This window comes from Rhizobium sp. Root274 (genome assembly GCF_001429245.1).
In the GTDB taxonomy this organism is placed as follows: domain Bacteria; phylum Pseudomonadota; class Alphaproteobacteria; order Rhizobiales; family Rhizobiaceae; genus Allorhizobium.
Map to the genome: position 1 here is coordinate 1,288,285 of NZ_LMJE01000007.1, position 23,321 is coordinate 1,311,605.

Below are 23,321 nucleotides of genomic sequence, written 5' to 3' on the forward strand. Positions count from 1 at the left end.
TCTCCTAGAGGCGGGCCAGAGACAGTCCGCCATCGACCGGAATGACTGCCCCATTGGCGAAGGCGAAACGCCCTTCCGCCAACGGCACGACCACACTGCCGATGTCGACCGGCTGACCCCAACGCTGCGCAGGGACGAGGCCGCCCTCGATCCGCGCCGTATATTTGTCCTTCACACCCGCCGTCATCTCCGTCTCGATGATGCCGGGTCTCAGTTCGAAGACGCCGATACCATACGGTGCGAGGCGGAGTGCAAAGAGTTCCGCCATCATGCCGGCACCGGCCTTGGAGATGCAGTATTCCGCCCGCTCGATCGAGGCCATGCTGGCGCTCACCGAGGTCACGAAGACAATGGAGCGATAGGTGTCGGATGGGGTCGCCAGCATGCGTCGCGCGACCTCCTGGGCGAGGAAGAAGGCGCCGCGCAGATTGACGCCGAGCACGAAGTCGAAGCTGTCTGGCGTCAAAGCGAGCATGTCTCCACGCACCTTGGCAGGCACGCCGGCATTGGACACGAAGGTGGTGACAGCGCCGAGGCGTGCTTCGACCTGGTCGATGACCGGGGCGACGTGGTCGATATCCTGCAGATCGTGGCGAACATAGATGGCAGCGTCACCCAACTCCTCAAGTGCCGCCTGGACCTGTGGCGTATCTTCCTCGGATCTCGACGCCAGCGCGACCTTGTAGCCGGCGCCGGCCAGTTCGCGGGCGATGCCGAGGCCGATGCCCTGCTGGCCTCCGGTGATGAGTGCGACCTTGCTCACTGGCTGAACTCCGTTTCAATGATGTGCTGGCCCGACCGCAAGGCGAGTGCTGCGATGGTGAGGGCCGGATTGACGGCGGCCGAGGTCGGCAGGATGGACGCGTCGACGATGAAGAGATTGCGATGATCGTGGCTGCGGCCGAAACTGTCGACCACGCTTTTTGCCGGGTCTGCGCCCATGCGCGCCGTGCCGCATTGATGCGACGGCGTGCGGCGGTCGAAGGGACGCGACAGCACGACCGGATAGCCGGCTTTTCGGATCAGCGACTTCAGCCTGTTGACGAGAGCAAGATGTGCCTCCCAGTTCGACCGCTTCCAGTCGAGCATGATCCGACCGTTGCGAACAGTCACGCGGCTTTCGGGATTGGGCAGATCCTCCGACATCGCATAGAGATCGATCGATCGATCCGCGATCCAGTGCGCAAGCGGCTTCGGCAGCGGCGAACTTGCCGCGAGAATCGGGCCGGTGATCTTGCCGAGCAGCTGGATGTTGCCGAGCGGTTCGCCCTTCGGCCCGCCCGTCAGGTAGAAATCGTTGACCAGCAGGGTCTTCTGATAGATCGACGGATTGCGCCTGAACGGGTGGAGTGCCAGCACCGCCGAGCAATTGTGGTTCATGAAGTTGCGGCCAACCTGGTCGGAGCGGTTTGCGAGACCCCGCGGATGTTTTTCGTTTGCCGATGACAGAAGGATGGCAGCACTTCTGACGGCACCGGCTGAGAGGACCACGAGTGGTGCGGAAAGCACCTGTTTCTCGCTCCCATTCACCACCTCGACGCCAGTGATCTGGCCGCCCTCGCCTGCTAGAAGGCGTGTCACTTCATAGCCCGTAACAAGTGAGACATTGGGATGACGAAGCGCCGCGGCAAGGCTCACCGTCTCCGCATCCTTCTTTCCACCACAGGTATCCGGGAAGGCGTCCCAGGTCGTTTTTCCATGCGCCAGCCATGTGTCGATGTCGACACCGAGCGGTAGGGAGGCCGGATGAAGCCCGACGGATTTCAGGCGACGGCGCAGATCGGCGATGCAAGGCTCGTCCGGCACAGGCTTGTGATCGTAGGTTCCGGAATGCACCGGCTCGGTCGGGTCCTCGCCCAGTGTTCCCCGGACCTCGAACATCTGTTCGGCCTTTTGGTACCATGGCTCCAGACTGTCATAACCGATCGGCCAACCGGGCGTGGTTCCGCCCATGTGACGCAGGGGCGAAAAGTCCTCGCGGCGATAGCGCAGCAGCACGGCACCGTAGAATTTCGAATTGCCACCGACATTGTAATAATTGCCGGGATTGAAGAGCTGGCCGTCACCATCAAGCCATTCTTCCTTCGGCCGGAAATGCGCCTTGCCGAAAATTGCCTCGGAGTCCCGGTCTGCCGGGGAATGCTTGAGCCTTTCGCCCTTCTCGACGATCAGGATGCGCCGGCCCGTCGGTGCAAGCTGGGCGGCGAGCGTTGCTCCCCCCATGCCCGAACCGATGATGATGACGTCTGCGTCGCTCATGGCCGGATGCGCTCTTCCGTCTGGGGGTCGAAGGCCACGGCCTTTTCCACGTTGACCGCGAATTCGAAGTCATCGCCGCCAGCAATGTCAACGTCGGCGCGCATGCGCGCGATCACGTCCTTGCCGCCAAGGCTCATGGTGACAAAGGTGTCGGAGCCCGCAGGCTCGGTGACGATCACGCGGTTCTTGAGGCTGACAATGTTTTGCGACTTGCGGTCGGCACCATCGGGATCGGTGATCGTTTCGGGGCGAATGCCAAGCAGGATGTCCCGTCCATCCCAGGCGGCAAGGCTCGGCTGGCTGAATGCGAGCAGGCTCTTGGAGCTATCGCCCAGCACGACTTCGGCATGCGGTACGCCATCCGTCACGATAACGCGGGCCGGCACGACATTCATCGCCGGGCTTCCCATGAAGGTGGCGACGAAGACATTGGCAGGCGTGTCGTAGATCTCCTTCGGCGTGCCGAGCTGCTGTATGTAGCCCTTGTTCATGACCGCTATGCGGGTCGACAGCGTCATCGCCTCGATCTGGTCGTGGGTGACGTAGACGATGGTGCGCTTGAGCTTGGCATGCAGCTTCTTGATCTCTGTGCGCATGTCGACGCGCAGCTTGGCGTCGAGGTTGGAAAGCGGCTCGTCGAAGAGGAAAACATCAGGATCGCGCACCAAAGCGCGGCCCATGGCGACACGCTGGCGCTGACCGCCGGACAGCTGGCCCGGCTTGCGGTCGGTCAGGTGATCGATCTGCAGCAGCTTGGCGACGTCGAGCAATGCCTTGTCACGCTCGGGCTTCGGTACGCCATGCATTTCCAGCCCGAAGGTGATGTTCTGGCCAACGGTCATGTTGGGGTAGAGCGCATAGGACTGGAAGACCATCGCGATGTTGCGCTTCGACGGATGAACCCCATTGATGACACGATCCCTGATCGCGATCTCACCCGAGGAAATGCCCTCCAGGCCGGCGATCATGCCGAGGAGGGTCGACTTGCCGCAGCCGGATGGACCGACGAGCACAAGAAACTCGCCCTCCTCAACCGAGATGTCGACACGGTGCAGAACTTCCAACTGTCCATAGGACTTGGTGACGTTCCGGATGTCGAGAAAGCCCATGATCTTATCCTTTGACTGAACCGGCCATCAGTCCGCGCACGAAATAGCGCCCGGCGACGACGTAAACGAAGAGGGTGGGAAGGGCGGCGATGATCGCGCCCGCAAAGTGGACGTTGTATTCCTTCACGCCCGTGGAGGATTGAACGAGGTTGTTGAGGGCCGCCGTCATCGGCTGGCTCGTGCCGCCGAAGGAGACGCCGAACAGGAAGTCGTTCCAGATATTGGTAAACTGCCAGATGACGGAGACGACGGTGATCGGACCGGAGACCGGCAGCAGGATGCGCCAGAAGATGCGGAAGAAACTGGCACCGTCGATCTGCGCTGCCTTGACCAGCTCGGTCGGGAAGGTGGCGTAGTAGTTGCGGTAATAGAGCGTGGTGAAGCCGATACCGTAGACTACATGCACAAGGACGAGCCCGGGAACCGTGCCGGCGAGCCCGAGCTTACCGAGGACCAGCGCCATCGGGATCAGCACGATCTGGAACGGGATGAAGCAGGAAAACAGCATCAACCCGAAAACGATGGTGTCGCCGCGGAAACGCCATTTGGTCAGCACGTAGCCGTTGAGGGCGCCGAGGATCGTCGAGATGGCGACGGCTGGCACGACCATCAGGATCGAATTCAGGAAGTAGGGCTTGAGGCCTGTCGGCGATACGCCGATCTGGGCGGTCGACCAGGCGGATCGCCAGGCGTCCAGCGTCCAGGTCTGCGGCAGTGCCATCATGTTGCCGCCGGTGATTTCGGCGAGCGGCTTCAGCGAGTTGATGCCCATCACATAGAGCGGCAGCAGGTAGAAAAGCGCGAAAAGGAGAAGCACCAGATAGATGAAGGTGCGGGTGACTCGACCGGTGCTGACGGCGGTGTCCTGGCTGACGGCAGACATCAGTTCTTCTCCTTCAGTTCGGCATAGAGATAGGGAACCATGATGGCCGCGATGGTCATCAGCATGATCACGGCAGAGGCGGAGCCGACGCCCATCTGGTTGCGAGTGAAGGTGTAGGAATACATGAAGGTCGCCGGCATCTCGGTCGCGCGGCCCGGGCCACCGCCAGTCAGCGCAATGACGAGGTCATAGGACTTGATGGCGAGGTGGCTGAGGATGACGAAAGCGGAGAGGAAGGCCGGACGCAGCATCGGAATGACGATCCGCCGGTAGAGCTGGAAGCTAGACGCGCCGTCGATCTGGGCGGCTTTCAGGATCTCGTTGTCGATACCGCGCAGGCCCGCCAGGAACATGGCCATGACAAAGCCGCTGGTCTGCCAGACCGCCGCAATGACGATGGTGTAGACCGCCATGTCGTTGTCCTTGATCCAGGTGAAGGAAAAGCTTTCCCAGCCCCAGAGGTGCATGATGCGCTCAAGACCGATGCCCGGATCGAGGAACCATTTCCAGGCGGTGCCGGTGACGATGAAGGACAGCGCCATCGGATAGAGATAGATCGGGCGCAGCAGCCCCTCGCCGCGGATCTTCTGGTCGAGGAAGATCGCCAGCATCAGGCCGAGTGCCGTGCAGATGACGCTGTAGAGACTGGCGAAAATCGCGATGTTGCTGATCGCGATGTGCCAATTCTCCTGGGCCCAGAGCCGGCTGTAATTGGTGAAGCCGACGAATGTGTAGAGCGGCAGCATCTTCGAGCCGGTGAAGGACAGGAAGATTGTGAACAGGATGAAGCCGTAGACAAACAGCAGGATGACGGCAAAGGACGGTGCCAGTACCACCTTGGGCAGCCAATCCTGAATGCGCGTGCGCAAGTCAGCCCCGGTCGAGCTTATCATGAGGGTTCTCCCTGTACTTTCTGGATAAACCGACGCCGCCTCTCACCTGGCAGACGGCGTCGGAGGAGTCGCGGGCAACGAGGAGCGGAGCCCGCGACGGGGAGGTTACTTGGCTGCGGCGACGGCCTCGCCGAGCGCCTTGGCGGCCTCGGCACCATCCTTGAAGCCACCGTTGAAGGCCTTGGTCACGACGTCATAGACGGCGTTCTTGACGGCAGCCGGTGCTGCATGACCATGGGCCATGGAGCCGAAGAGGGAACCGGTGGAGCTTGCTTCCGCCAGATCCTTCATGCCCTTCTTGCCGCAATCGTCGAAATCCGTGTCCGGGACATCCGTGCGGGCCGGGACGGAGCCCTTAACGACGTTGAAGGCCGACTGGAATTTCGGGCTCTCGATCGACGAGGCCATGGCCATCTGCGCCTTGATCTTGTCGTCGCCCGAAACGTTGAACATCGCGAACTGGTCGGAGTTGAACGTCACGGACCCTTGCGTGCCGGGGAAGCGGATGCAGACGAAATCTTCGCCCGGCTTCTTGCCGGCCTTGAGAAATTCGCCCTTGGCCCAGTCGCCCATCATCTGCATACCGGCCTTGCCCTCGATGACCATGGCCGAAGCCAGATTCCAGTCGCGGCCGGAGAAGTTGTCGTCGGCATAGCTGCGCAGCTTGATCAGGCGATCGAAGGCATCGGCCATGTCGGGACCGGTAAGTGTGGCTTCATCAAGGTCGATGAAGGCCTTCTTGTAGAAGTCGTTGCCCTTGGACAGCACGACACCATCGAAGACGGTCGCGTCCTGCCAGGGCTGGCCACCATGGGCGAGAGGCGTGATGCCGTTTGCCTTCATCTTGTCGAGGACGGCGACGAGTTCGTCCCAGCTCTCGGGCACCTTGCCGCCGGCGGCATCAAGCGCTGCCTTGTTGATCCAGACCCAGTTGGTCGAGTGAACGTTGACGGGTGCCGCGATCCAGTGGCCGTCATATTTCGAGAACTTCTGCAGCGCTTCCGGGACCACCTTGTCCCAGCCTTCCGCATTGGCGACTTCGTCAAGGTTGCCGAGAGCCCCCTGCTCCGCCCAGTCGAGAATGTCGAAACCGAGCATCTGAACGGCGGTCGGCGGATCGCCGGCGGTGACGCGGGCGCGCAGCGCGGTCATCGCCGCTTCACCGCCGCCACCGGCAACCGGCATGTCGACCCAGCCGATACCCTTGCTGTTCAGATCCTCCTTCAGAACGTTCAGGGCCGCGGCTTCACCGCCCGAAGTCCACCAGTGGAGCACCTCGACATCGGTGGCATGAGAGATGCCGGCGGTGCCCGCCAGCATGGTACCGGTAATCAGCATGGTCTTGAAAAGGCTACGCATGTTATTCCTCCTGTTTGATGAGTTGCTTTCAATCGTTCCGGAAGTCAGTCGCGTACCCAGTTCGGCCTAGTCTTGCCGATGCGCATCACGACAGATTTGATCTCCAGGAATTCGTCGAGGCCGTAGCGGCCATTCTCGCGGCCCTGGCCGCTCTGCTTGAAGCCGCCAAAGGCGACTTCGGGGAAGCCATCCATCCAGGTGTTGGTCCAGATGGTGCCGGCTTCTGCGCGGCGCGCGAAGGCCAGGCAGGTGTGCATGTTTTCGCTCCAGACGCCGGCGGACAAGCCATAGGATGCGTTGTTGACGAGCGAGATCGCCTCTTCGAGTGTCCTGAAGCTCAGGACCGAGAGTACCGGGCCGAAGACCTCTTCGCGGGCAATCGGCATGTCGGCGGTGACATTGGTCACCACCGTGGGTCCGAAGAAATCGCCAGGCAGGCCAGGGTGACGCACAGCCTCACCGCCCAGCGCGAGCTTTGCACCTGACGCCACCGCATCTCGCACATAGGCCGCGATCTTCTGCTGATGCGCCTCAGAGATGATCGCACCGACCTGGGTCTCGGGATTGAGCGGATCGCCGAAGGCGACCTTGCGGGAGAGCGCCACGACCTTGTCGACCAGGGCTTCCGCGATGTCTTCATGCACGATAATCCGGCTGCCGGAATTACAACATTCGCCGGCGTTGAAATAGACTCCGAAGGTGATGGCGTCTGCGGCCGCATCGAGGTCGGCATCCGGGAAGACGACCTGCGGGTTTTTTCCACCGAGTTCCAGCGCGACCTTCTTCAGCGTCTTCGACGCCGCCGCACTGATCGCCTTGCCAACAGCCGTGGAACCGGTGAAGCTCACCATGTCGACATGCGGATGCTCCGCCATCAGCGCGCCGACCGGCTGGCCGAAACCGAGCACGATATTGACCACACCGGCGGGCAATTCCGCCTCGATCAACAGTTCGCCCAGCATCACGGTCGTCGAGGGTGTCATTTCCGACGGCTTGATCACGCAGGTGCAGCCGGCTGCAAGTGCAAAGGGCAGCTTCTGGCTGAGGATCCAGAAGGGGAAATTCCAGGGTGTGATGATCGAGACGACGCCGATCGGTTCTTTCAGCACCATGGCCAGCATGTCTTCGCCGAGCGAATTGTGGCTGTCGCCATGCAGGGTGCGGGCAAGGGCTGCCGCATAGCGCCAAAGGTCGGCGGCGCCGGAAACTTCACCGCGGGCCTGGGAAATCGGCTTGCCGCTTTCGAGCGTTTCGAGAAGCGCCATGCGCTCGACATTGGCCTCGATCAGATCGGCCACCTTCAGGAGCAGCGCCGAGCGCTCCTTGCCGGTTGCACGGCTCCATATGCCCCAGTCGAAGGCCCGCCGGGCGGCGGCAATCGCGGCTTCCGTTTCCGCCGTGCCGCCACGCGCGGAGCGGCTGACGACAATGCCATGGGAGGGCGAAATCCTGTCGAAGGTCGCGCCATCGGCACTACCCTGCCAGATCCCGTCAATCAGGTGGCGGCCTTCGAAGGGCGCCTTTGGCAGCGGATGGGCGACGGCAGCGGTCATGGTCATGTCGTTCATGTCATTCTCCCGAAAATGCGGGTTTGCGTTTCGCCTTGAAGGCGGCGACACCTTCGTCACGATCGGCACTGGCGGCAATTGCAGAGCTGCCAAGCGCCTCGATCATCGCGTCGCGATCCTCGCCTCGGCCCGCATGGATCATGAATTTCGCAACTTCCACCGCGCGCGGCGACAGGCCAAGAACCGACTGGGCTATGCTTCTGGCCGTCTCTTCGGGGCTTGCCGAAACCTCGGCCACGAAGCCGAACGCATGGGCGCGCTCGGCGGAGATCCGCCGGCCGAAGAGGGTCATCTCTTTCAGAATCGGCTCCGGCAGCAGCCGTGCCAGGCGCTGCGTACCCGACCAGCCCGGCACGATGCCGACATGGGCTTCGGGAAGCGCAATTGTGGCTGATGGCGCCATGACCCTGATATCGCAGGCAGCGGCAAGTTCCAGACCGCCGCCAAAGGCATGGCCTGCCATGGCGGCAATCACGGGCTTCGACAGACGCGCCAGACGATCGAAGATACGATGCCCATCGCGCACCCAATGGCGGGCGAATTCGGCGGGTGTCAGATCACCCCAGGCGTTGATGTCTGCCCCGGCGCAGAAGGCGCGCTCGCCTTCTGCCGTGAGGATGACGCAGCGGACGTCTGGCATGCGCTCCAACCGGTCGAGATTGCCAGACAGTTGCTCCAGCATCTCGACCGTGAAGGCATTGAGTTTTGCCGGATTGTCCAGCCGGATCTCGGCAATACCTCCCGCGATCTCAAGGTGCACGGCGCTCATAGTGCCCATCCCATCGGTTCCTTCGACAGAAGCGATGTCGAAATGACCTTAGCCTCGGGCGCGATCTTGACCCGCCCTTGCGAGGCAGCGACGATGTCCCGTTCGGCAAGGATGCCCGGCATAATCTCGGTCGCGACGAGCCCGCTTTCCGTCAGGCGCATCACACAGCGTTCGGTCACATAGAGCACGTCCTGCCCCTGCTCGCGGGCTCTTTTCCCGGAGAACGTCACATGCTCGACATGCTCGACCATCTTGGTGAACTTGCCGGGATTGCGCACGTGGATGCCATCTTCGGTCAGTTCCACATTGGCACCGGCCTCGAACCAGCCGGAGAAGACGATCTTCTTTGCGTGCGCCGTGATATCGACGAAGCCTCCGCAGCCGGCCGTCAGATAGGGTTTTTTGCCGAGCTTGGAGACGTTGACGTTGCCCTCGACATCCACCTCCAAGAAGGAGAGGAAGGACACGTCGAAGCCACCGCCCTGGAAGTAGATGAACTGCTGCGGCGACGGCACGAAGGCGTCGGCATTCGAGGCACAGCCGAAGGCGAAATCTGTGAGCGGCATGCCGCCAACGGCGCCCTGCTCGATCGCCCAGGTGACTGCCTCGGGATGCCCTTCTTCGAGCAGGATGCGCGGCACCTGCGCACTGATACCGAAGCCTAGATTGGCGGTCATGCCGGCTCTCAGCTCAAGGGCTGCTCGCCGCGCGATCACCTTCTCGACGCCGTGTTCTGCAAGCTTGAAACTCGACCAGGGCCGCATGATCTGCCCGGAGATGGCCGGATCGTAGGGCGTCTCGCAGGTCTGCTTCTGCTCGGGATCAAGGACAACGAGGTCAACAAGATGCCCGGGCACCCGCACGTCATGCGGACGCAGACTACCGCTGGCCGTCACCCGGCTAACCTGGGCGACGACGAGACCGCCATTGTTGCGCGTTGCGATCGCCTGTTCGAGCCCGCCGAGATAAGCCCCCTCGTGCTCGTAAGTGAGGTTGCCGCGCTCATCGGCCGTGGTGGCGCGGAGAATGCAGACATCCGGATAGATGTTGGGAAAGTGCAACCAGGTTTCCCCGGCAAACTCGACGCGGCTGACGATGGGATGGGCCGAAGCCCTTTCATTCATCGCACAGCCCTCGCGGATCGGATCAACGAAGGTGTCGAGGCCGATGCGGGTCAGCACGCCGGGACGTCGGGCAGCCGCTTCACGGTGCATGTCGAACATGATGCCAGAGGGGACGTTATAAGCCTCGACCCTGTCTTCGACGACCATCTTCCAGATCTCGGGCATGGGCAGGCTGGACGGGCCGGACGGATAGGAACCGCCGAGCACCCGGCTGATCAGGCCGTCCTTGGCGATATGATCGATGCCCTTCACGCCATACATGTCGCCGGCGGCAATCGGATGCAGCATGGTGAGGCCGCGCGGATGGCCTTCCGTCTCGAACCGGCGACCGAGTGCAGCCAGGACAGAATCCGGGCAACCGAGCGCCGATGACGATGACACCGTGACGACGGCGCCATCGGGAATGCGCGAGACGGCGTGATCGGGGGCGACCAGCTTGTTCAATGGAGATCTCCATAGTTGACTTCGACCCGAACGCCACGTGCCGCAGCATCGCGCACGGCAAGCGCCACCGCGAGCGACTTCACGCCATCGAGGCCGGTGGCTGCCGGTTCGCCATCGCCGGCGACGGCGGCATGGAAGCGCCGAACGCCTTCGGCGTAGAGATCATGCTGGTCAAAACCGATCGCCTCGCGGCCCGAGGCTGTTACCAACTCGATGGAACCGATCGGGTTCTGGGTCATGACATCCCGCGCGAAGATCGATCCGTCCGTGCCATGCACCTCAAGTCCCGAGCCGGCAAAGGGATGGGTGAAACTCTCATGGCTCATCACCATGGCGCCTGACGCCATGGTCCAGACCGACATTGCGGAATCCTCGACACCCTCTCCGAGGCCGGAGCTCGCCATCTGCGCCACGACAGAGACCGGATCTTCGCCGAGATGAAAACGCGCGACATCGGCATCGTGCACGGTGATGTCCGGGATGACGCCACCACCGGCTCCCGGCGAGTTGATCCGCCACCCTTGCAGATGCGGTGGTAGGAAGACGGCGTGATGCAGACGCAGGGACAGGACGCGGCCGATGCGGCCAGAGGCGATGAGCGCGCGCACGGCGCGATGGCTTCCGGAGCAGCGCAGATGGTGATTGGTGGCGAAGACGAGCCCGGCTTCATCGGCAGCGCACACCATATCGCTCGCTTCCTTCAGCGTCAGCGCCAGAGGCTTCTCGCAGAGAACGTGCTTTCCCGCGGTGAGAGCGGCAATGGCCTGCGGAACGTGCTTCTCATTGGTCGTCGAGATGTAAACTGCGTCGACGTCCGGGTTCTGCAATAGTTCGTTCAGATCAGTGCCTGAGCGAGGGATATGGTGCTCGTCGGCAAACGCGCGCGCACGCTCCGCCGAAGCGCTCAGGACCTGCAAAATCTCGCCATGCTGGGCGCGGATCGCACCGACCATGTACTGACGCGCAATTCTGCTGGCTCCGATCAGCGCCCACCGCATTCGCATCTCCTCCAGTCAACTCACGTTTCTAAAATTGGATCGTTCCAATTCATATGGAACGATCCAACGCTCCTGTCAACTACATTTTTGGGATTGGAGGAGGAGGACCACTGACGGCGCCGCCCCCACAATAAGAGCAGTTGAACTGATCGCCCACCCAACAAGACTCATAAGTAGTCCAACTGCGAAATTTTGAAGGGAATAACGTTCAGGGTCTCAGGTCACGGCCTTCCTCGAACAGCGCGCGATTCTTGAGGAACTGATACGAGAGGGATCGACGTCCGAGATCCAGAAACACGAAAAGCCCCGTGATGGGGCGTTATGGGGATCGCAGGAGTGTTTGGTTGCGGGGGCCTGTTTTACACGGAGAATTGGATAAAGTCCGCGTCGGGAGGTCTAAAACCAGCCTTTTGCGGCCAGCAGCCTTGCCTGATGTCTCATCTCTCCTCCCGTCCCTCACCCTCCCTGGCTGAGGCAGGCGCTGAACGTTTCCAGCTCCCTCGGAACAAGTCCCCCGCGCCAAGGTTCCTGCTGTCAGGCTCTTGGTGACGATAGGCGGGACGTGTGAGTGTGATTGAAGACAGGAACGTTTTAGAGCCGCCACATCCGGATAACGAACAGAAGCTCCCTCGACCGGCCGCGGGACTGGTCGCTACACGCCTCGTGGCGTCGCTCAGACATGAACGGCGCTCGACTGCCTATATTGCACTCAGCGACAGCGCAGCGTCCGATATCGCAGCAGCGGTCGGCGCTCTGTTCCCAGACGTCCAACTTCTCGTTCTGCCGCCTTGGGACTGCCTCCCTTATGATCGCCTTCCGCCGTCGGCGCACTGCATGGGCAGGCGCATGGATGCCTTGCGGATCTGGAGCATACCAAGTTCAACACCAAAACTTTTGGTGACGTCGCTTGAGGCAGTCCTGCAGCGTATTCCACCATTGCCTGTGATCCAAAACAGCCGGCTGGATCTCGTTGTCGGGACAACATTTGATCGCGCGGCGTTTTCTCGTTTCACTCGGCAGACAGGCTACGTTGAAGAAGGTGTTGCCGATGATCCCGGCGAAGTGGTCGTTCGCGAGGGCGTTATCGACATCTACCCCGCAGGTGCCCCCGGCCCGATGCGTGTCGTGCTGTCCAAGGATGATGAGCTTCTGGAACTCAAAGGCTTCGATCGTGTGTCTCAACGCACGGAAAGTACACTTGAGACAGTTACGCTCGGCCCCGCAACCGAGGCCTTGGCAATCGAGGGAGATGCGGAAGACCCCGCGCCAATATCGGCCTCGATGGAACGCCTGTTGTGTCTCCTTTACGACGACATGCCTACCGTATTTGATGTGCTGGGCGATGCTAAGTTCCATCTGGCGCCGGGTGCCCAGATCCGGGTCAACCGATATCTCGACATCATTGAGGATGCTCGACAGTCACGGTTAACCTCGGATGCCTCGGACAGGGACGCGTCCCATTCGTTCTACCTCAGCCGTGCGGAATGGGAGGGATACAGCTCTGGCCTTCAAGATAAGGCGTTGGACCTTGAAGGGTCCGCCGACAGGCCCGAGGTGCGCACAGCTTCCGACTCTCAAACGTCCATGACCCACCTCATCAGGGCAAGCTTAGAAGAAGGTCAGAAGGTTGTCATTGTTGGGATGGGGCAGAGCCTGGAAACACTTTGCCGTCGAGCCGCCAAGGCAACAGGGGCGATTGTTCGCCCCGTCGACACCTGGGAAGCTGTGCTGACGGCCGACGAAGGAAGCCTCTTGAAGTTCTCCTCTGCGCTTGATGAAGGTTTTGTCGACGCAAGGCACGGCGTGATCGTAGTTGCGGCTCCACAGATGAGCAAAGCCAGCACGTCAGTGGCGCTCCTCGCCGAACCAGAGTTGCAGATCGGCGACGTAGTGGTTCATGAGGATCACGGCGTGGGAGTCTTGAAAGATCTGGAACGCCTGGAAGTGGAAGACGTGTCCTACGACGCTGCTCGCCTCGAGTATCGTGATGGAGGGTCTGTCCTCGTGCCGATGGAAGATTTCGGTAAGCTCTGGCGCTACGGCTCAGAGGCAGAAGCCGTGACACTCGATCGGCTTCACACGGAAGCCTGGCAGAAGAAACGTGCACAGATCGACAAGGATATTCGATCCACCGCACGGCAACTCGCAAAAATTGCGAAGCAGCGGCGGACATTGCAGGCGGAGAAATTCGTACCGCCCCGTGCCGCGTTCAACGCCTTCGTCCGGCGCTTCCCCTACCTCGAAACGCCAGACCAAACGGAGGCGATCAACGCGGTCCTTTCGGATCTGGCATCGGGACGCCCGATGAACCGTCTCATTTGTGGAGATGTTGGCTTCGGCAAGACGGAGATTGCGCTACGCGCGGCCGCCGCTGTCGCATTGTCAGGGGGGCAGGTTGCCGTGGTTGCGCCGACCACCATTCTTGCCCGCCAACACTTCAACACCTTCCGGGAGCGCTTTGCAGGTGCCGGCGTTTCCGTGGGGATGTTGTCGCGGCTGATCAAGCCGAGCGAGGCGAAGGAGGTCAAGGAAGCGATCATCCAGGGTAGCCTTGGCATTGTCGTTGCCACTCAGGCTGTCCTCGCAAAGGACGTCGCCTTTGCGCGTCTCGGGCTGTTGATCGTCGATGAAGAACATCGTTTCGGATTGAAGCAGAAGGAGGCCATGAAAGGGCTGGTCCCCTCACAGCACGTGCTCGCGATGTCTGCGACACCCATTCCCCGCACGCTGCAATCGGCGATGGTCGGCATCCAGGACGCCAGCGTTTTGGCCACGCCGCCACGCAAACGCCTGCCCGTGCGCACTGCTCTCTCGGCACTCGACAGCGCGTCCATGCGTACCGGGCTGATGCGCGAATTTCGACGCGGTGGTCAGAGTTTCGTGGTGGTGCCACGTATCGAGGATATCGATGAAATGGCAGCGAGACTGGGCAAGATCGTACCCGAACTCTCCTTGAAAATCGCTCACGGAAAAATGCCTGCGGCGGCCATTGATGAAGCAATCGTCGCTTTTGCGGCAGGCGATGGCGATGTGCTGCTTGCGACGAACATCATCGAAAATGGCCTCGACATTCCCCGCGCCAATACCATGTTTGTCTGGCGTGCCAACCTTTTCGGGATAGCGCAGCTTCATCAGTTGCGCGGACGGGTCGGGCGCTCCAGCGCGCAAGGCGTGGTCACCTTACTCACCGATAAAGATGCGGATCTGTCAGAGGAAGCGCGTTTGCGACTGTCGACGCTGGTCGAGAACGATAGGCTGGGCTCCGGTGTGGCGATTAGCCTGCGGGATCTTGATCTGCGCGGTGCAGGCGATCTCGTCGGGGAGGATCAGGCGGGCCATATCAAAGCTATCGGAGTAGGTCTTTATCAGAAGCTGCTGGTAGAGGCGGTCGAAAAGCCGGTCCGACTGGAAGAAATCCATCCGTCGCGCACAGTACTCAATCTTGGCATAACAGGAAGCATTCCAACAGATTACGTTTCGGATCCGGCGCTGAGACTTATGATCTATGCGAGACTGCTGCGGGCAAGTTCACCCGCTGAGATTACCGAGCTTGAAGCTGAATTTGAGGACAGGTTTGGCGATCGGCCAGAGGAGGTGGAACTGCTGTTGCGGATCGCCCGATTACAACTTTCAGCGTCTCGCCTTGGTATTTCTCTGCTCGAAGCTGGCCCGAAAGCACTGGCGGTAACGCTTGAGAAAAACGCCCCTTCGACGACCATTGCGAAATTGGTCAAAACGAACGGGGCAGTTCAGCGAAACGGTCGGCTGATGTTCCAGAGGGAGGTCACTACCAGTGAAGAGGCGCTTCGGTTTTTTGAGGAGGCGATCTCTGGTGCACATCCATAGCCGGACACCTCCCCACTTCCAAACTTCATGCAGGAGACATCGGGCCCTGTCATCCAGATGCCAAAGGCTGCCTAGTACCACGGCTAACATCCTCGTTTTGAGGCCTCCCTCGGTGCCCTCGTAGAAATCGTGCCTCCGGTTGCAGCGATGCTTCACCGGTTCATTTGCGTGGTCGACAAAATGGCGCCCTCAGAAGTCCACCCCTTGCAGAAGCTGATTAAAGGATCTTGGCGAGCATCTGGGCCATTTGATCTTGAGTGTAAGGCTTCGCAAGCCGCGCCGCGTCGATCTCCACCCCGGATGGTAGGTCGGCATAGCCGGAAGCGAGGAGAATGGGCAGCCCGGGAACGCGCTCATGCACCGCCTTCGCCAGCTCCGCTCCTGTCATGCCAGGCATGGAATAGTCCGTGATCAGGAGATCGAAGCTTGTGCCGCTATCGATCAGCGCCAGCGCATCCTTTCCCGAATACACTTCCACAACCTCATGACCAAGGTCGCTGAGCATGTCGGCTGAACTCATGGCGATCAGGACGTCGTCGTCGACAAGGAGGATCTTCTTTGGCCCCGTTTCAATAGAGTTTTGGTTGCTTGATAGGCCCTGCTCCAATTGAATGACATTTGCTGTCGATACCGGGATCCACAGCTCTGCCGTTGTGCCTCGGCCCGGCTCGCTCGTAAGCTTCAACCGCCCGTTCAATTGCAAAGCAAGACCGTGGACCATCGACAATCCCAATCCAGTTCCCTTGCCAAGTTCCTTGGTAGAAAAGAATGGCTCAATCGCCTTCTGAAGCGTCTCGGGGTCCATGCCCGTTCCCTGATCGACAACAGAAAGGACGACGTAGCGTCCAGGAGCACAGGCATCAGCTTCCGCCGGCTGCTCCGTCTCCCGCAACTTCACAAGGATGGTGCCACCATCAGGCATCGCGTCGCGCGCATTCACCGCGAGGTTGAGGAGTGCCAGTTCCACCTGGTTTGCATCGGCCGACACAAGCGGCAGGTGCTCCGGCAGGTCTGCTTCTATCGCGATCCGGGATCCCACCGAGCGTTGCAGCAGATCCTTCATTTCTGTCACGAGCCCGTCAAGGTTCACCGGGCCGACCTGAAGATCCTGCCGCCGGGAGAAAGCCAGCAGTCGCTGTGTCAACGATGCGCCACGTTGTGCCCCCTGGAGTGCTCCTTCGATCAGCCGGATCGCCTTCGCGTCGCCTGCAAGATGCTTTCGCAGCAGATCTAGATTGGCGAGAACCGCCATCAGCAGATTGTTGAAGTCATGCGCTACGCCACCCGTCAGCTGGCCGATAGCTTCCATCTTCTGGGACTGGCGAAGCTGTTCCTCCGCCCGTTCCCGCTGGCCGACCTCCGCCAAGACCAGATCGTGCGCCAACTCCAGCTCGCGGGTTCGCTCGGCGACGCGTTCCTCCAGCATCTCGTTGAGATGACGCTGCTGTTCCTCGGCCTGTAGGCGCTCTGTAACGTCAGAGGCCACGCCCACCAGCTTGACCACCCGTCCCGCCCGATCCCGGTGGAGCTGCGCCCGGATCTCCGCGCCATGAACGGAGCCATCAGGCCAGACCGTGCGATAGGCGATAACGTAATCCGTCCCTCTTGCCACCGCATCCCGCACTGCCTGCTTCATGCGCTCCACGTCATCCGGGTGTATCGCCTTCAGCAAGTCGCCGTAGGTGAAGCCATCATCGGCTGCACGACCAAAGATCCCACGGCAGGTCGGTGAGGTGGTCAGGGTGCTAGTCGCAAGATCCAACTCCCACGCGCCCAAGCGGCCAGCTTCCAAGGCCGTCTGGAGGCGACGTTCCCCCTCGTTCAGCTCTTCAATGCGGGTACGCGCCTCATATTGGCGACGTCGCCCGCGGATTGCCGATTGAGCCACACTGATGAAGGTCGTCGCGTGAAAGGGCCGCTCGATAAAGCTGACATTGCCAAGCACCTCCGACAGGCGCGTAGCATCGGGATTGCGTTCAGGTCCGCCGCCGCGCGCCGTTAGAATGATGAAGGGGAGATCTGACCAGGTCGGCTGCATCTCGATCCAGGCCGCAAACGGGCGCAGGTCGGCTGAGTGGAGCGCCTCTTCCGTGATCACGACGAAGGCAACGTCATCATCCAGGGATTCTATAACGTCGTGCAGTGTCAGTGAGATACTGGACGAAAGGCCGGCTTCCTGCAGCAAGGCTGCGGCAATCTGGGCGTCACGGCCCAGCGGAGCGTGGATCAGGCCGAATACAGTGCGCTCAGGAATCGGAGTCATCCTCGTCAAGAGACTGCACCTGCAGTTGTTTGTCCCCCACAAATAGCGGAACCCCGCGCAGAATGCCCTGGAAGCCCGACAAGGGCTCGCCGAGCGTCAACCCCCGGCTGCCGATCCGATACTCTCGGATCGTATCTTCGTGACTGCCGGTGCGCTTTTTGATGACGGAGATCGCCCGACGTACCCGCCCATCGGCTTCGAAATATCGGAGCAGGATCACGGTGTCAGCAAGATAAGTCACGTCGACGGGGGATTTCATATCACCGACCAGCCCGTGCTGCGCGACCGTGATGAAAGTATTCACCCCCTGCCGGTTCAGATATTGCAGCAGTTCGTGCATATGCAGGATGAGGCCGTTCTCCTCAGGCATGGCGGCCTGATAGCCGTTGATACTGTCTATGACGACGGTCATGGCTTTGAAACTCGCTACCCTATCGCGCACACGCTGGGCAAACTCTCCCGGTGACAATTCCGCAGCATCGAGTTGCTCAATATGGATCAGGCCCTTGTCGCGCAGGCCTTCAAGATCTAGCCCCATCGCCTTTGTGCGGGCGAACAACAGCCCTAATTCCTCGTCGAAAACGAAAATAGCTGCCCGCTCTCCACGCTGGACGGCAGCGTCGACAAACTGCAAAGCAAAGAGGCTTTTGCCGGTGCCGGCGGGTCCAATCAGAAGTGTGCTGGAGCCGCGGTTAAGGCCACCACCGAGCAGGTTGTCGAATTCGGAAATGCCACTACCGAGCAGGCTGCGCTCGAAGCCGGACTTATGCTCAAGGGCACGCAGCCGCGGAAACACTGCCACCCCGCCCGTCTTGATGACAAAGTCATGATACCCGCCTCGATACGCTTGGCCGCGGTATTTCAGGATCCGCAGCCGGCGACGCTCGGAGCCATAATCAGGAGCCAGTTGTTCGAGATGAATGACGCCGTGCACCACGCTGTGAACCGTCTTGTCGAGCGTGTCCGAGGTCATGTCGTCCAGAAGCAAGACGGTCGCATCTGAGCGCGAGAAGAAATGTTTAAGCGCGAGTATCTGGCGGCGGTAGCGAAGCGAGCTCTGTGCAAGAAGCCTGATCTCAGACAGGCTATCAATGACAACACGGTGCGGCTTAACCCGCTCGAAGGTTTCAAAGATGAGCTTAGTTGTCTCCCCCAGCTCAAGGTCGGAAGAGTAAAGGAGGCTTTGTTGCTGATGTGCGTCGAGCAGGCTTTCGGGAGGCACGAGTTCGAATATTTCGATCCGGTCTCCGATGTCTCTGCCGTGTGATAGTGCGCTATCGCGCAACTCCGATTCCGTTTCAGAAAGGGTAATGTAGAGACAGCGCTCACCGCTATCTGCTCCCTCAAGAAGAAACTGAAGAGCAATAGTCGTCTTGCCAGAGCCTGGGGTCCCCTCCAGCAAAAACACGTGCCGGCGCGAAAGTCCACCGGCCAGAATGTCATCCAATCCCTCCACACCAGTCATTGCTTTCGCAGTAGAAAATTCTGACATCAACCCTCTTTGATCCCTTGGCAACGCTCGGCAAAGCTTTTGGTCTACTAAAGTGTTGAGGCCGGGAACATGTTCCACCATAGATGCATGCGGGATTGACGTTCTTGGACAACCCCTCCGTTTTCGCTGTCGCGGAAGACTTCTTAACAAGCCTCTGCACCCAAGATGCAGACGCACGGTCTAAGCCTGTAAGTTGGGCGGGTAAGAACTGGAGCCGGGTACCCGACCCGTCTGCAGCTTTAGAAGCAAGAAAGCTGCCGTTCGCTATGGACGACCGGCAGCTTTGCCACTCAATTACTGAGCCGCCTCCTCGATGAGATCAGCAACTGCCTGTGGCTGCGAGACCATGACCACGTGGGATGCGCCGTCCACGACAACGGTGTGCTTAGAACCTGCTCGTTCTGCCATAAAGCCGAGCGCCCGAGCCGGGATGTTCTTATCACCATCACCATAGATGAAGTACGAGGGCAGCGTTTTCCACGCTGGCTTGCCTGACTTCTCTGTCAGCGCCGCCTCAGTGATTGGCCTCTGACCGACTGCCATGAGTGCAGCGTCATCAACGCTGACATCGTGCGCAAACTGGTCGTGGAACTTCTGCTGGTCGATGAAGAGATCGGTACCGCCATCGGCCAGCTTGACGGGAGGCGCAAGGGCCTGGCCAAGCGTGCCGCCAAGGAATTTGCCGGCAAGATCGGCAGCCGCCTCCCCTTCATCCGGCGCAAAAGCCGCCACATAGACCAGCGATTTTACGTTCTCCCTACCATTCGCCGCGGTCGTGATGACCTGGCCGCCATAGGAGTGACCGACGAGCACAACAGGACCCTCAATGCTTGCGACAACATCCGAGACATAGGCTGCGTCGGTTGAGACACTGCGCAAGGGGTTTGCCGCGGCAACCACGCGGTAACCGTCTGTCTGCAGAATTTTCGTGACGCCGTTCCAGCTCGAAGAGTCGGCAAATGCACCATGAACAAGAACAACGGTGGGCTTGGCAGGTTGGGCGGCGGCAGCCCCTGACAACAGCGCACCAGCAACGGCAAGGCTTGCAACAAATTTGAACATGACAGTTCCTTCTCTAGAATATGAGGGTGACGGTGGATGAATTTCGCTCGGTCAGACGACCCAGGTTCAGCTGCGGATGAAGCCGAGTACGTCGGCGTTGAAGCGATCAGCCTCGGTCTCTGCCAGTCCGTGAGAGCCCCCCGAATAGATCTTCAGCATGGCATCAGCCACGAGTTCAGCCGCCAAATGGGCAGAGGCGCCGATCGGCACGATCTGATCGTCATCGCCATGAATGATCAGCGTTGGGCGGTCGATTTTCTTCAAGTCCTCAGTGTAATCCACTTCGGAAAACTCGCGGATGCAATCATACTGGCCCTTGATACCGCCCTGGAGACCAATGCGGCGGAAGTTCTCCCGTAAGCCCTCATTGGCGGCGATGCCATCCCGATTGAAGCCGTAAAAAGGGACCGTCAGGTCAAAGAAGAACTGTGAACGATCCTTCGCCGTGTTCTCACGAATATTGTCAAAAACCTCAATCGGCGTTCCGTTCGGATTGGCTGCAGTCTTGAGCATAAGCGGCGGAACAGCCCCCACGAGAACGACCTTGGCGACGCGTGCCGTGCCATGACGGCCGATGTAATGCGCGACTTCGCCGCCCCCAGTGGAATGGCCGACCAGGATCAGATCGGTCAGGTCAAGCGCCTCGATCAGTTCGGCCAGATCATCGGCGTACTGGTCCATATGATTGCCGTTGAAAGTCTGGTCCGAGCGGCCATGGCTCCTGCGGTCATGGGCGATCACCCGAAAGCCATTTTGGCTGAAGAACAGCATCTGCTGGTCCCAGGCGTCAGACGACAGCGGCCAGCCGTGAGCAAACAGGATTGGCTGACCTGTCCCCCAGTCCTTGTAGAAGAGTGCGGTCCCGTCTGTAGTGGTGAAGAGCGACATGTTGCAATCCTTTCGTTAATTTGTAGGCGATTACTTTGTGTGCGATCTATATGCCTAGCCTTATGTCGCACGTCAACCGCTTGCAATCAGATCGCGCACAAATTATTTTGAGGCGAAGGAGAACATGATGACCAACACACGAACTGCCGACACCGTGCCTCGCGCTGATGTGACGGGGCTTCTTTGCTTTTCTCTCTACTCCGCAAGCCACGCCTTCACGCAGCTTTACCGGCCACTGCTTGAGAAACTAAGCCTCACCTATCCGCAGTATCTTGCCATGGTGACACTGTGGCACCATGACGGGCAGACCGTAAAGGAACTCGGGAAGACACTGTTCCTGGATTCCAGTACCCTGACACCGCTCCTGAAACGACTGGATGCGGCAGGCCTGATCACCCGTACTCGCAATCCAAGGGATGAGCGCGAGGTTCTAATTCACCTGACGCAAAAAGGGGACGAACTGCGTACCAGCGCTGCGGACGTCGGGCGCTGCATTGAGGAAGCCGTCGGATTGGATGCAAAGACGGTGCAGACGATCAAAGCGTCAGTTGATGCCATCAGAGATAGCATCAAGCCTTAGCGGGCCGCGCAGATTGATGCTTCACAGATAGTCGATCTTCGGCATAGCAGAGCCGGAACCCTCAACCGGACAGTGCCTCTGCTTTCTGTCGTCGTCTCACCAGACCAGCTTGCCCACCACATTTTGTGCTAGCGGCGTACATCGCGGTTGGCCGACTTGCCTGGGAGGATAAGGCAAAGCTTCCGCAGTGACCGCGTTGAACGGAATTGAACAAACGGCATCCACCTTGGGCGACCTAAACCCATAATTCTCAGAGTGTTGATTTACACTTAGAGCTGACCCGCGTTTCCACCGACCGCTCGACCCCAAGCCTGTCAAATTCTATTCTCCGCCTAGAGTGCTCCCCGTTTCACCGGACATGTCGGCTAGTTTGATTTAGCCCTGATGAACTGCCGAGGGGAAGCCATCTTGAGGGCTGAATGGGGATGGATTTCGTTGTAGTCCTCGATCCATCCGTCGATGAGCCGGAGCGCTGTTTCTGCGTCCGGTAGTGCGGTGATGCGGATATAGTCCCGCTTCAGGGTTTTGACGAAGGCTTCCGACATGCCGTTCGACTGCGGACTGGCCACCGGCGTGAAGAAGGCGTCAGATTGAGCGCCTGGGGAAACAGCCTCGTTTCCCTCGCGGTGTAAGCAGAGCCATTGTCTGAGAGATGTTCGATTGCGTGCGGGGCTCTCGTTGCTGCGAACCGCTTCTCGACCGCCTCCAGCATCATATCGCGCACGTCAGAGCCGGAGATGCCCGCGTTGGCGACCGCCGTCCAGGCGATGATGTCGCGGTCGAAGGCATCGATAATGAAGGCGAGACGAATGACCTCACCATTCCAGCAGGTGAACTCCAGACCATCCGAGCACCAGCGCAAGTTTGAGCGCATGACCATCACCTTGCCGTCGTGGAGGCGGCCCTTGCGAACGGCCGTGTGCTTCTCCAGCAGCATGGCGTGGTTGCCCATGATGCGATGAACCTGTTTGGCGTTGACGACAGGCTTATCGGCGGCTCGCCTTTCGCGATTGAGGAGCGCGGCGATCCGCCGATAGCCATAGGTTGGCCTTTGATCCACCAGCCTGCGGATGATGGGCAGAAGCTCTGCATCCTCGGCCTTGTGATAGGAGCCGCGCGGCTTCGATCTGCCTTTCAGCCGCTCGACGAGGTTGGAACGGGAAACGCCGAGCGTGTCTGCGACGGCCTTCATCGGGAACCGTCCTTCGGCAACAAGATCGGCCGCGATATCCGTTTTTTTGAGTCTGCTTTGGACAAGGCTTCSCGGAGRATTTCGACCTCCATCGTCTTGCGGCCGAGCATGCGCTCCAGCTCGCGGACACGATCCTCCAGCTTCCTCACTTCCGAATTGCCGACAACCGGCTCGTCAGAATCCACGGCTGCAGCACCTCCCTCACTCAAGAGCCTGCGCCAGCGGTAAAGCAGATTGGGCGCAACGCCATGGCGGCGAGCGGTAGACGATACCGTCTCGCCTGGTTCGAAACTCTGCTCGATGATTGTCAGCTTCTGCTCGGTTGTCCASCGCCTGCGGCGGACATCACCCGTCAGCAATTCAACGTGTCGATACTCGTTAGACATAAGCCTGTCCTCAAGCCTGTGCTTGAGCCTTTCTGCTTATGCCGACTGTCCGGTCGAAACGGGGGCAGTTCTCTGCCGCGGCGCGCCGGCTCGATCAATCCGCCTATTACGTCAAAAATGCTTCATTCGATGCCGCACCTGCCGCCGATTAGCAAAGCCTTAACCATGGATCTTGGGAGTGAGAATTCAGCCTGAACCTATCTGCC

General features: G+C 60.1%; 16 protein-coding genes and 1 pseudogene. 2 read left to right on the forward strand and 15 right to left on the reverse strand.

The window, feature by feature from the left end; translation table 11 throughout:
- Positions 1-4: 4 nt before the first annotated feature.
- From ASE36_RS15150 to ASE36_RS15195, 10 genes are all read right to left on the reverse strand, one after another.
- A complete protein-coding gene (locus ASE36_RS15150) occupies positions 5-763 on the reverse strand; it encodes a 3-ketoacyl-ACP reductase (protein WP_062281127.1) in 759 nt (252 codons plus the stop codon).
- Positions 760-2,259: a GMC oxidoreductase gene (locus tag ASE36_RS15155; protein WP_062281129.1), complete on the reverse strand. Its 1,500-nt coding sequence runs from the start codon at positions 2,257-2,259 to the stop codon at positions 760-762. Before ASE36_RS15155 ends, ASE36_RS15150 begins: the two co-directional genes overlap by 4 nt.
- Positions 2,256-3,368, reverse strand: a complete 1,113-nt coding sequence (locus tag ASE36_RS15160) for an ABC transporter ATP-binding protein (protein ID WP_062281132.1) — start codon at positions 3,366-3,368, stop codon at positions 2,256-2,258. The genes ASE36_RS15155 and ASE36_RS15160 overlap by 4 nt, the downstream gene beginning before the upstream one ends.
- A 4-nt stretch (positions 3,369-3,372) precedes the next feature.
- A complete protein-coding gene (locus ASE36_RS15165; RefSeq protein WP_062281134.1) occupies positions 3,373-4,251 on the reverse strand; it encodes a carbohydrate ABC transporter permease in 879 nt (292 codons plus the stop codon).
- Positions 4,251-5,144: a carbohydrate ABC transporter permease gene (locus ASE36_RS15170; protein WP_062281136.1), complete on the reverse strand. Its 894-nt coding sequence runs from the start codon at positions 5,142-5,144 to the stop codon at positions 4,251-4,253. The genes ASE36_RS15165 and ASE36_RS15170 overlap by 1 nt, the downstream gene beginning before the upstream one ends.
- Before the next feature lie 105 nt (positions 5,145-5,249).
- On the reverse strand, positions 5,250-6,503 hold the full coding sequence (locus tag ASE36_RS15175) for an ABC transporter substrate-binding protein (RefSeq protein WP_062281138.1): 1,254 nt from the start codon (positions 6,501-6,503) through the stop codon (positions 5,250-5,252).
- A gap of 44 nt (positions 6,504-6,547) precedes the next feature.
- Positions 6,548-8,071 carry an aldehyde dehydrogenase family protein gene (locus ASE36_RS15180; protein WP_156378659.1) on the reverse strand — a complete coding sequence of 508 codons (1,524 nt, stop codon included), beginning with the start codon at positions 8,069-8,071 and terminating at the stop codon, positions 6,548-6,550.
- A gap of 1 nt (position 8,072) precedes the next feature.
- Positions 8,073-8,840 (reverse strand): enoyl-CoA hydratase/isomerase family protein, encoded by a 768-nt coding sequence (locus tag ASE36_RS15185; protein WP_062281139.1) that lies wholly within the window; start codon positions 8,838-8,840, stop codon positions 8,073-8,075.
- Positions 8,837-10,408: an acyl CoA:acetate/3-ketoacid CoA transferase gene (locus tag ASE36_RS15190; protein ID WP_062281141.1), complete on the reverse strand. Its 1,572-nt coding sequence runs from the start codon at positions 10,406-10,408 to the stop codon at positions 8,837-8,839. The genes ASE36_RS15185 and ASE36_RS15190 overlap by 4 nt, the downstream gene beginning before the upstream one ends.
- A complete protein-coding gene (locus ASE36_RS15195) occupies positions 10,405-11,412 on the reverse strand; it encodes a Gfo/Idh/MocA family protein (RefSeq protein WP_062281143.1) in 1,008 nt (335 codons plus the stop codon). The genes ASE36_RS15190 and ASE36_RS15195 overlap by 4 nt, the downstream gene beginning before the upstream one ends.
- Before the next feature lie 558 nt (positions 11,413-11,970).
- On the opposite strand from ASE36_RS15195, the gene ASE36_RS15200 reads away from it, so the two are divergent.
- Entirely contained in the window at positions 11,971-15,252 is a 3,282-nt protein-coding gene (locus ASE36_RS15200) for a DEAD/DEAH box helicase (protein WP_244474754.1), read from the forward strand.
- 217 nt (positions 15,253-15,469) lie between these two features.
- Here ASE36_RS15200 and ASE36_RS15205 read toward each other — a convergent pair whose 3' ends face one another.
- The 4 genes from ASE36_RS15205 to ASE36_RS15220 form a co-directional block, all read right to left on the reverse strand.
- On the reverse strand, positions 15,470-17,515 hold the full coding sequence (locus ASE36_RS15205) for a hybrid sensor histidine kinase/response regulator (protein ID WP_062281145.1): 2,046 nt from the start codon (positions 17,513-17,515) through the stop codon (positions 15,470-15,472).
- On the reverse strand, positions 17,499-19,007 hold the full coding sequence (locus tag ASE36_RS15210) for an ATPase domain-containing protein (RefSeq protein WP_062281148.1): 1,509 nt from the start codon (positions 19,005-19,007) through the stop codon (positions 17,499-17,501). The genes ASE36_RS15205 and ASE36_RS15210 overlap by 17 nt, the downstream gene beginning before the upstream one ends.
- A 294-nt stretch (positions 19,008-19,301) precedes the next feature.
- The gene (locus tag ASE36_RS15215; RefSeq protein WP_062281151.1) at positions 19,302-20,069 is read right to left on the reverse strand and encodes an alpha/beta fold hydrolase; all 768 of its coding nucleotides are present in this window, start codon (positions 20,067-20,069) and stop codon (positions 19,302-19,304) included.
- A 66-nt stretch (positions 20,070-20,135) separates the two neighbouring features.
- Positions 20,136-20,957 (reverse strand): alpha/beta fold hydrolase, encoded by an 822-nt coding sequence (locus ASE36_RS15220; RefSeq protein WP_062281154.1) that lies wholly within the window; start codon positions 20,955-20,957, stop codon positions 20,136-20,138.
- Between the two features lie 127 nt (positions 20,958-21,084).
- On the opposite strand from ASE36_RS15220, the gene ASE36_RS15225 reads away from it, so the two are divergent.
- Positions 21,085-21,537, forward strand: coding sequence for a MarR family winged helix-turn-helix transcriptional regulator (locus tag ASE36_RS15225; protein WP_062281157.1), 453 nt, complete (start codon positions 21,085-21,087; stop codon positions 21,535-21,537).
- 365 nt (positions 21,538-21,902) lie between these two features.
- On the opposite strand, the pseudogene ASE36_RS15230 reads toward ASE36_RS15225, so the two are convergent.
- Positions 21,903-23,115: pseudogene (locus tag ASE36_RS15230) on the reverse strand (IS3 family transposase).
- Positions 23,116-23,321 lie beyond the last annotated feature (206 nt).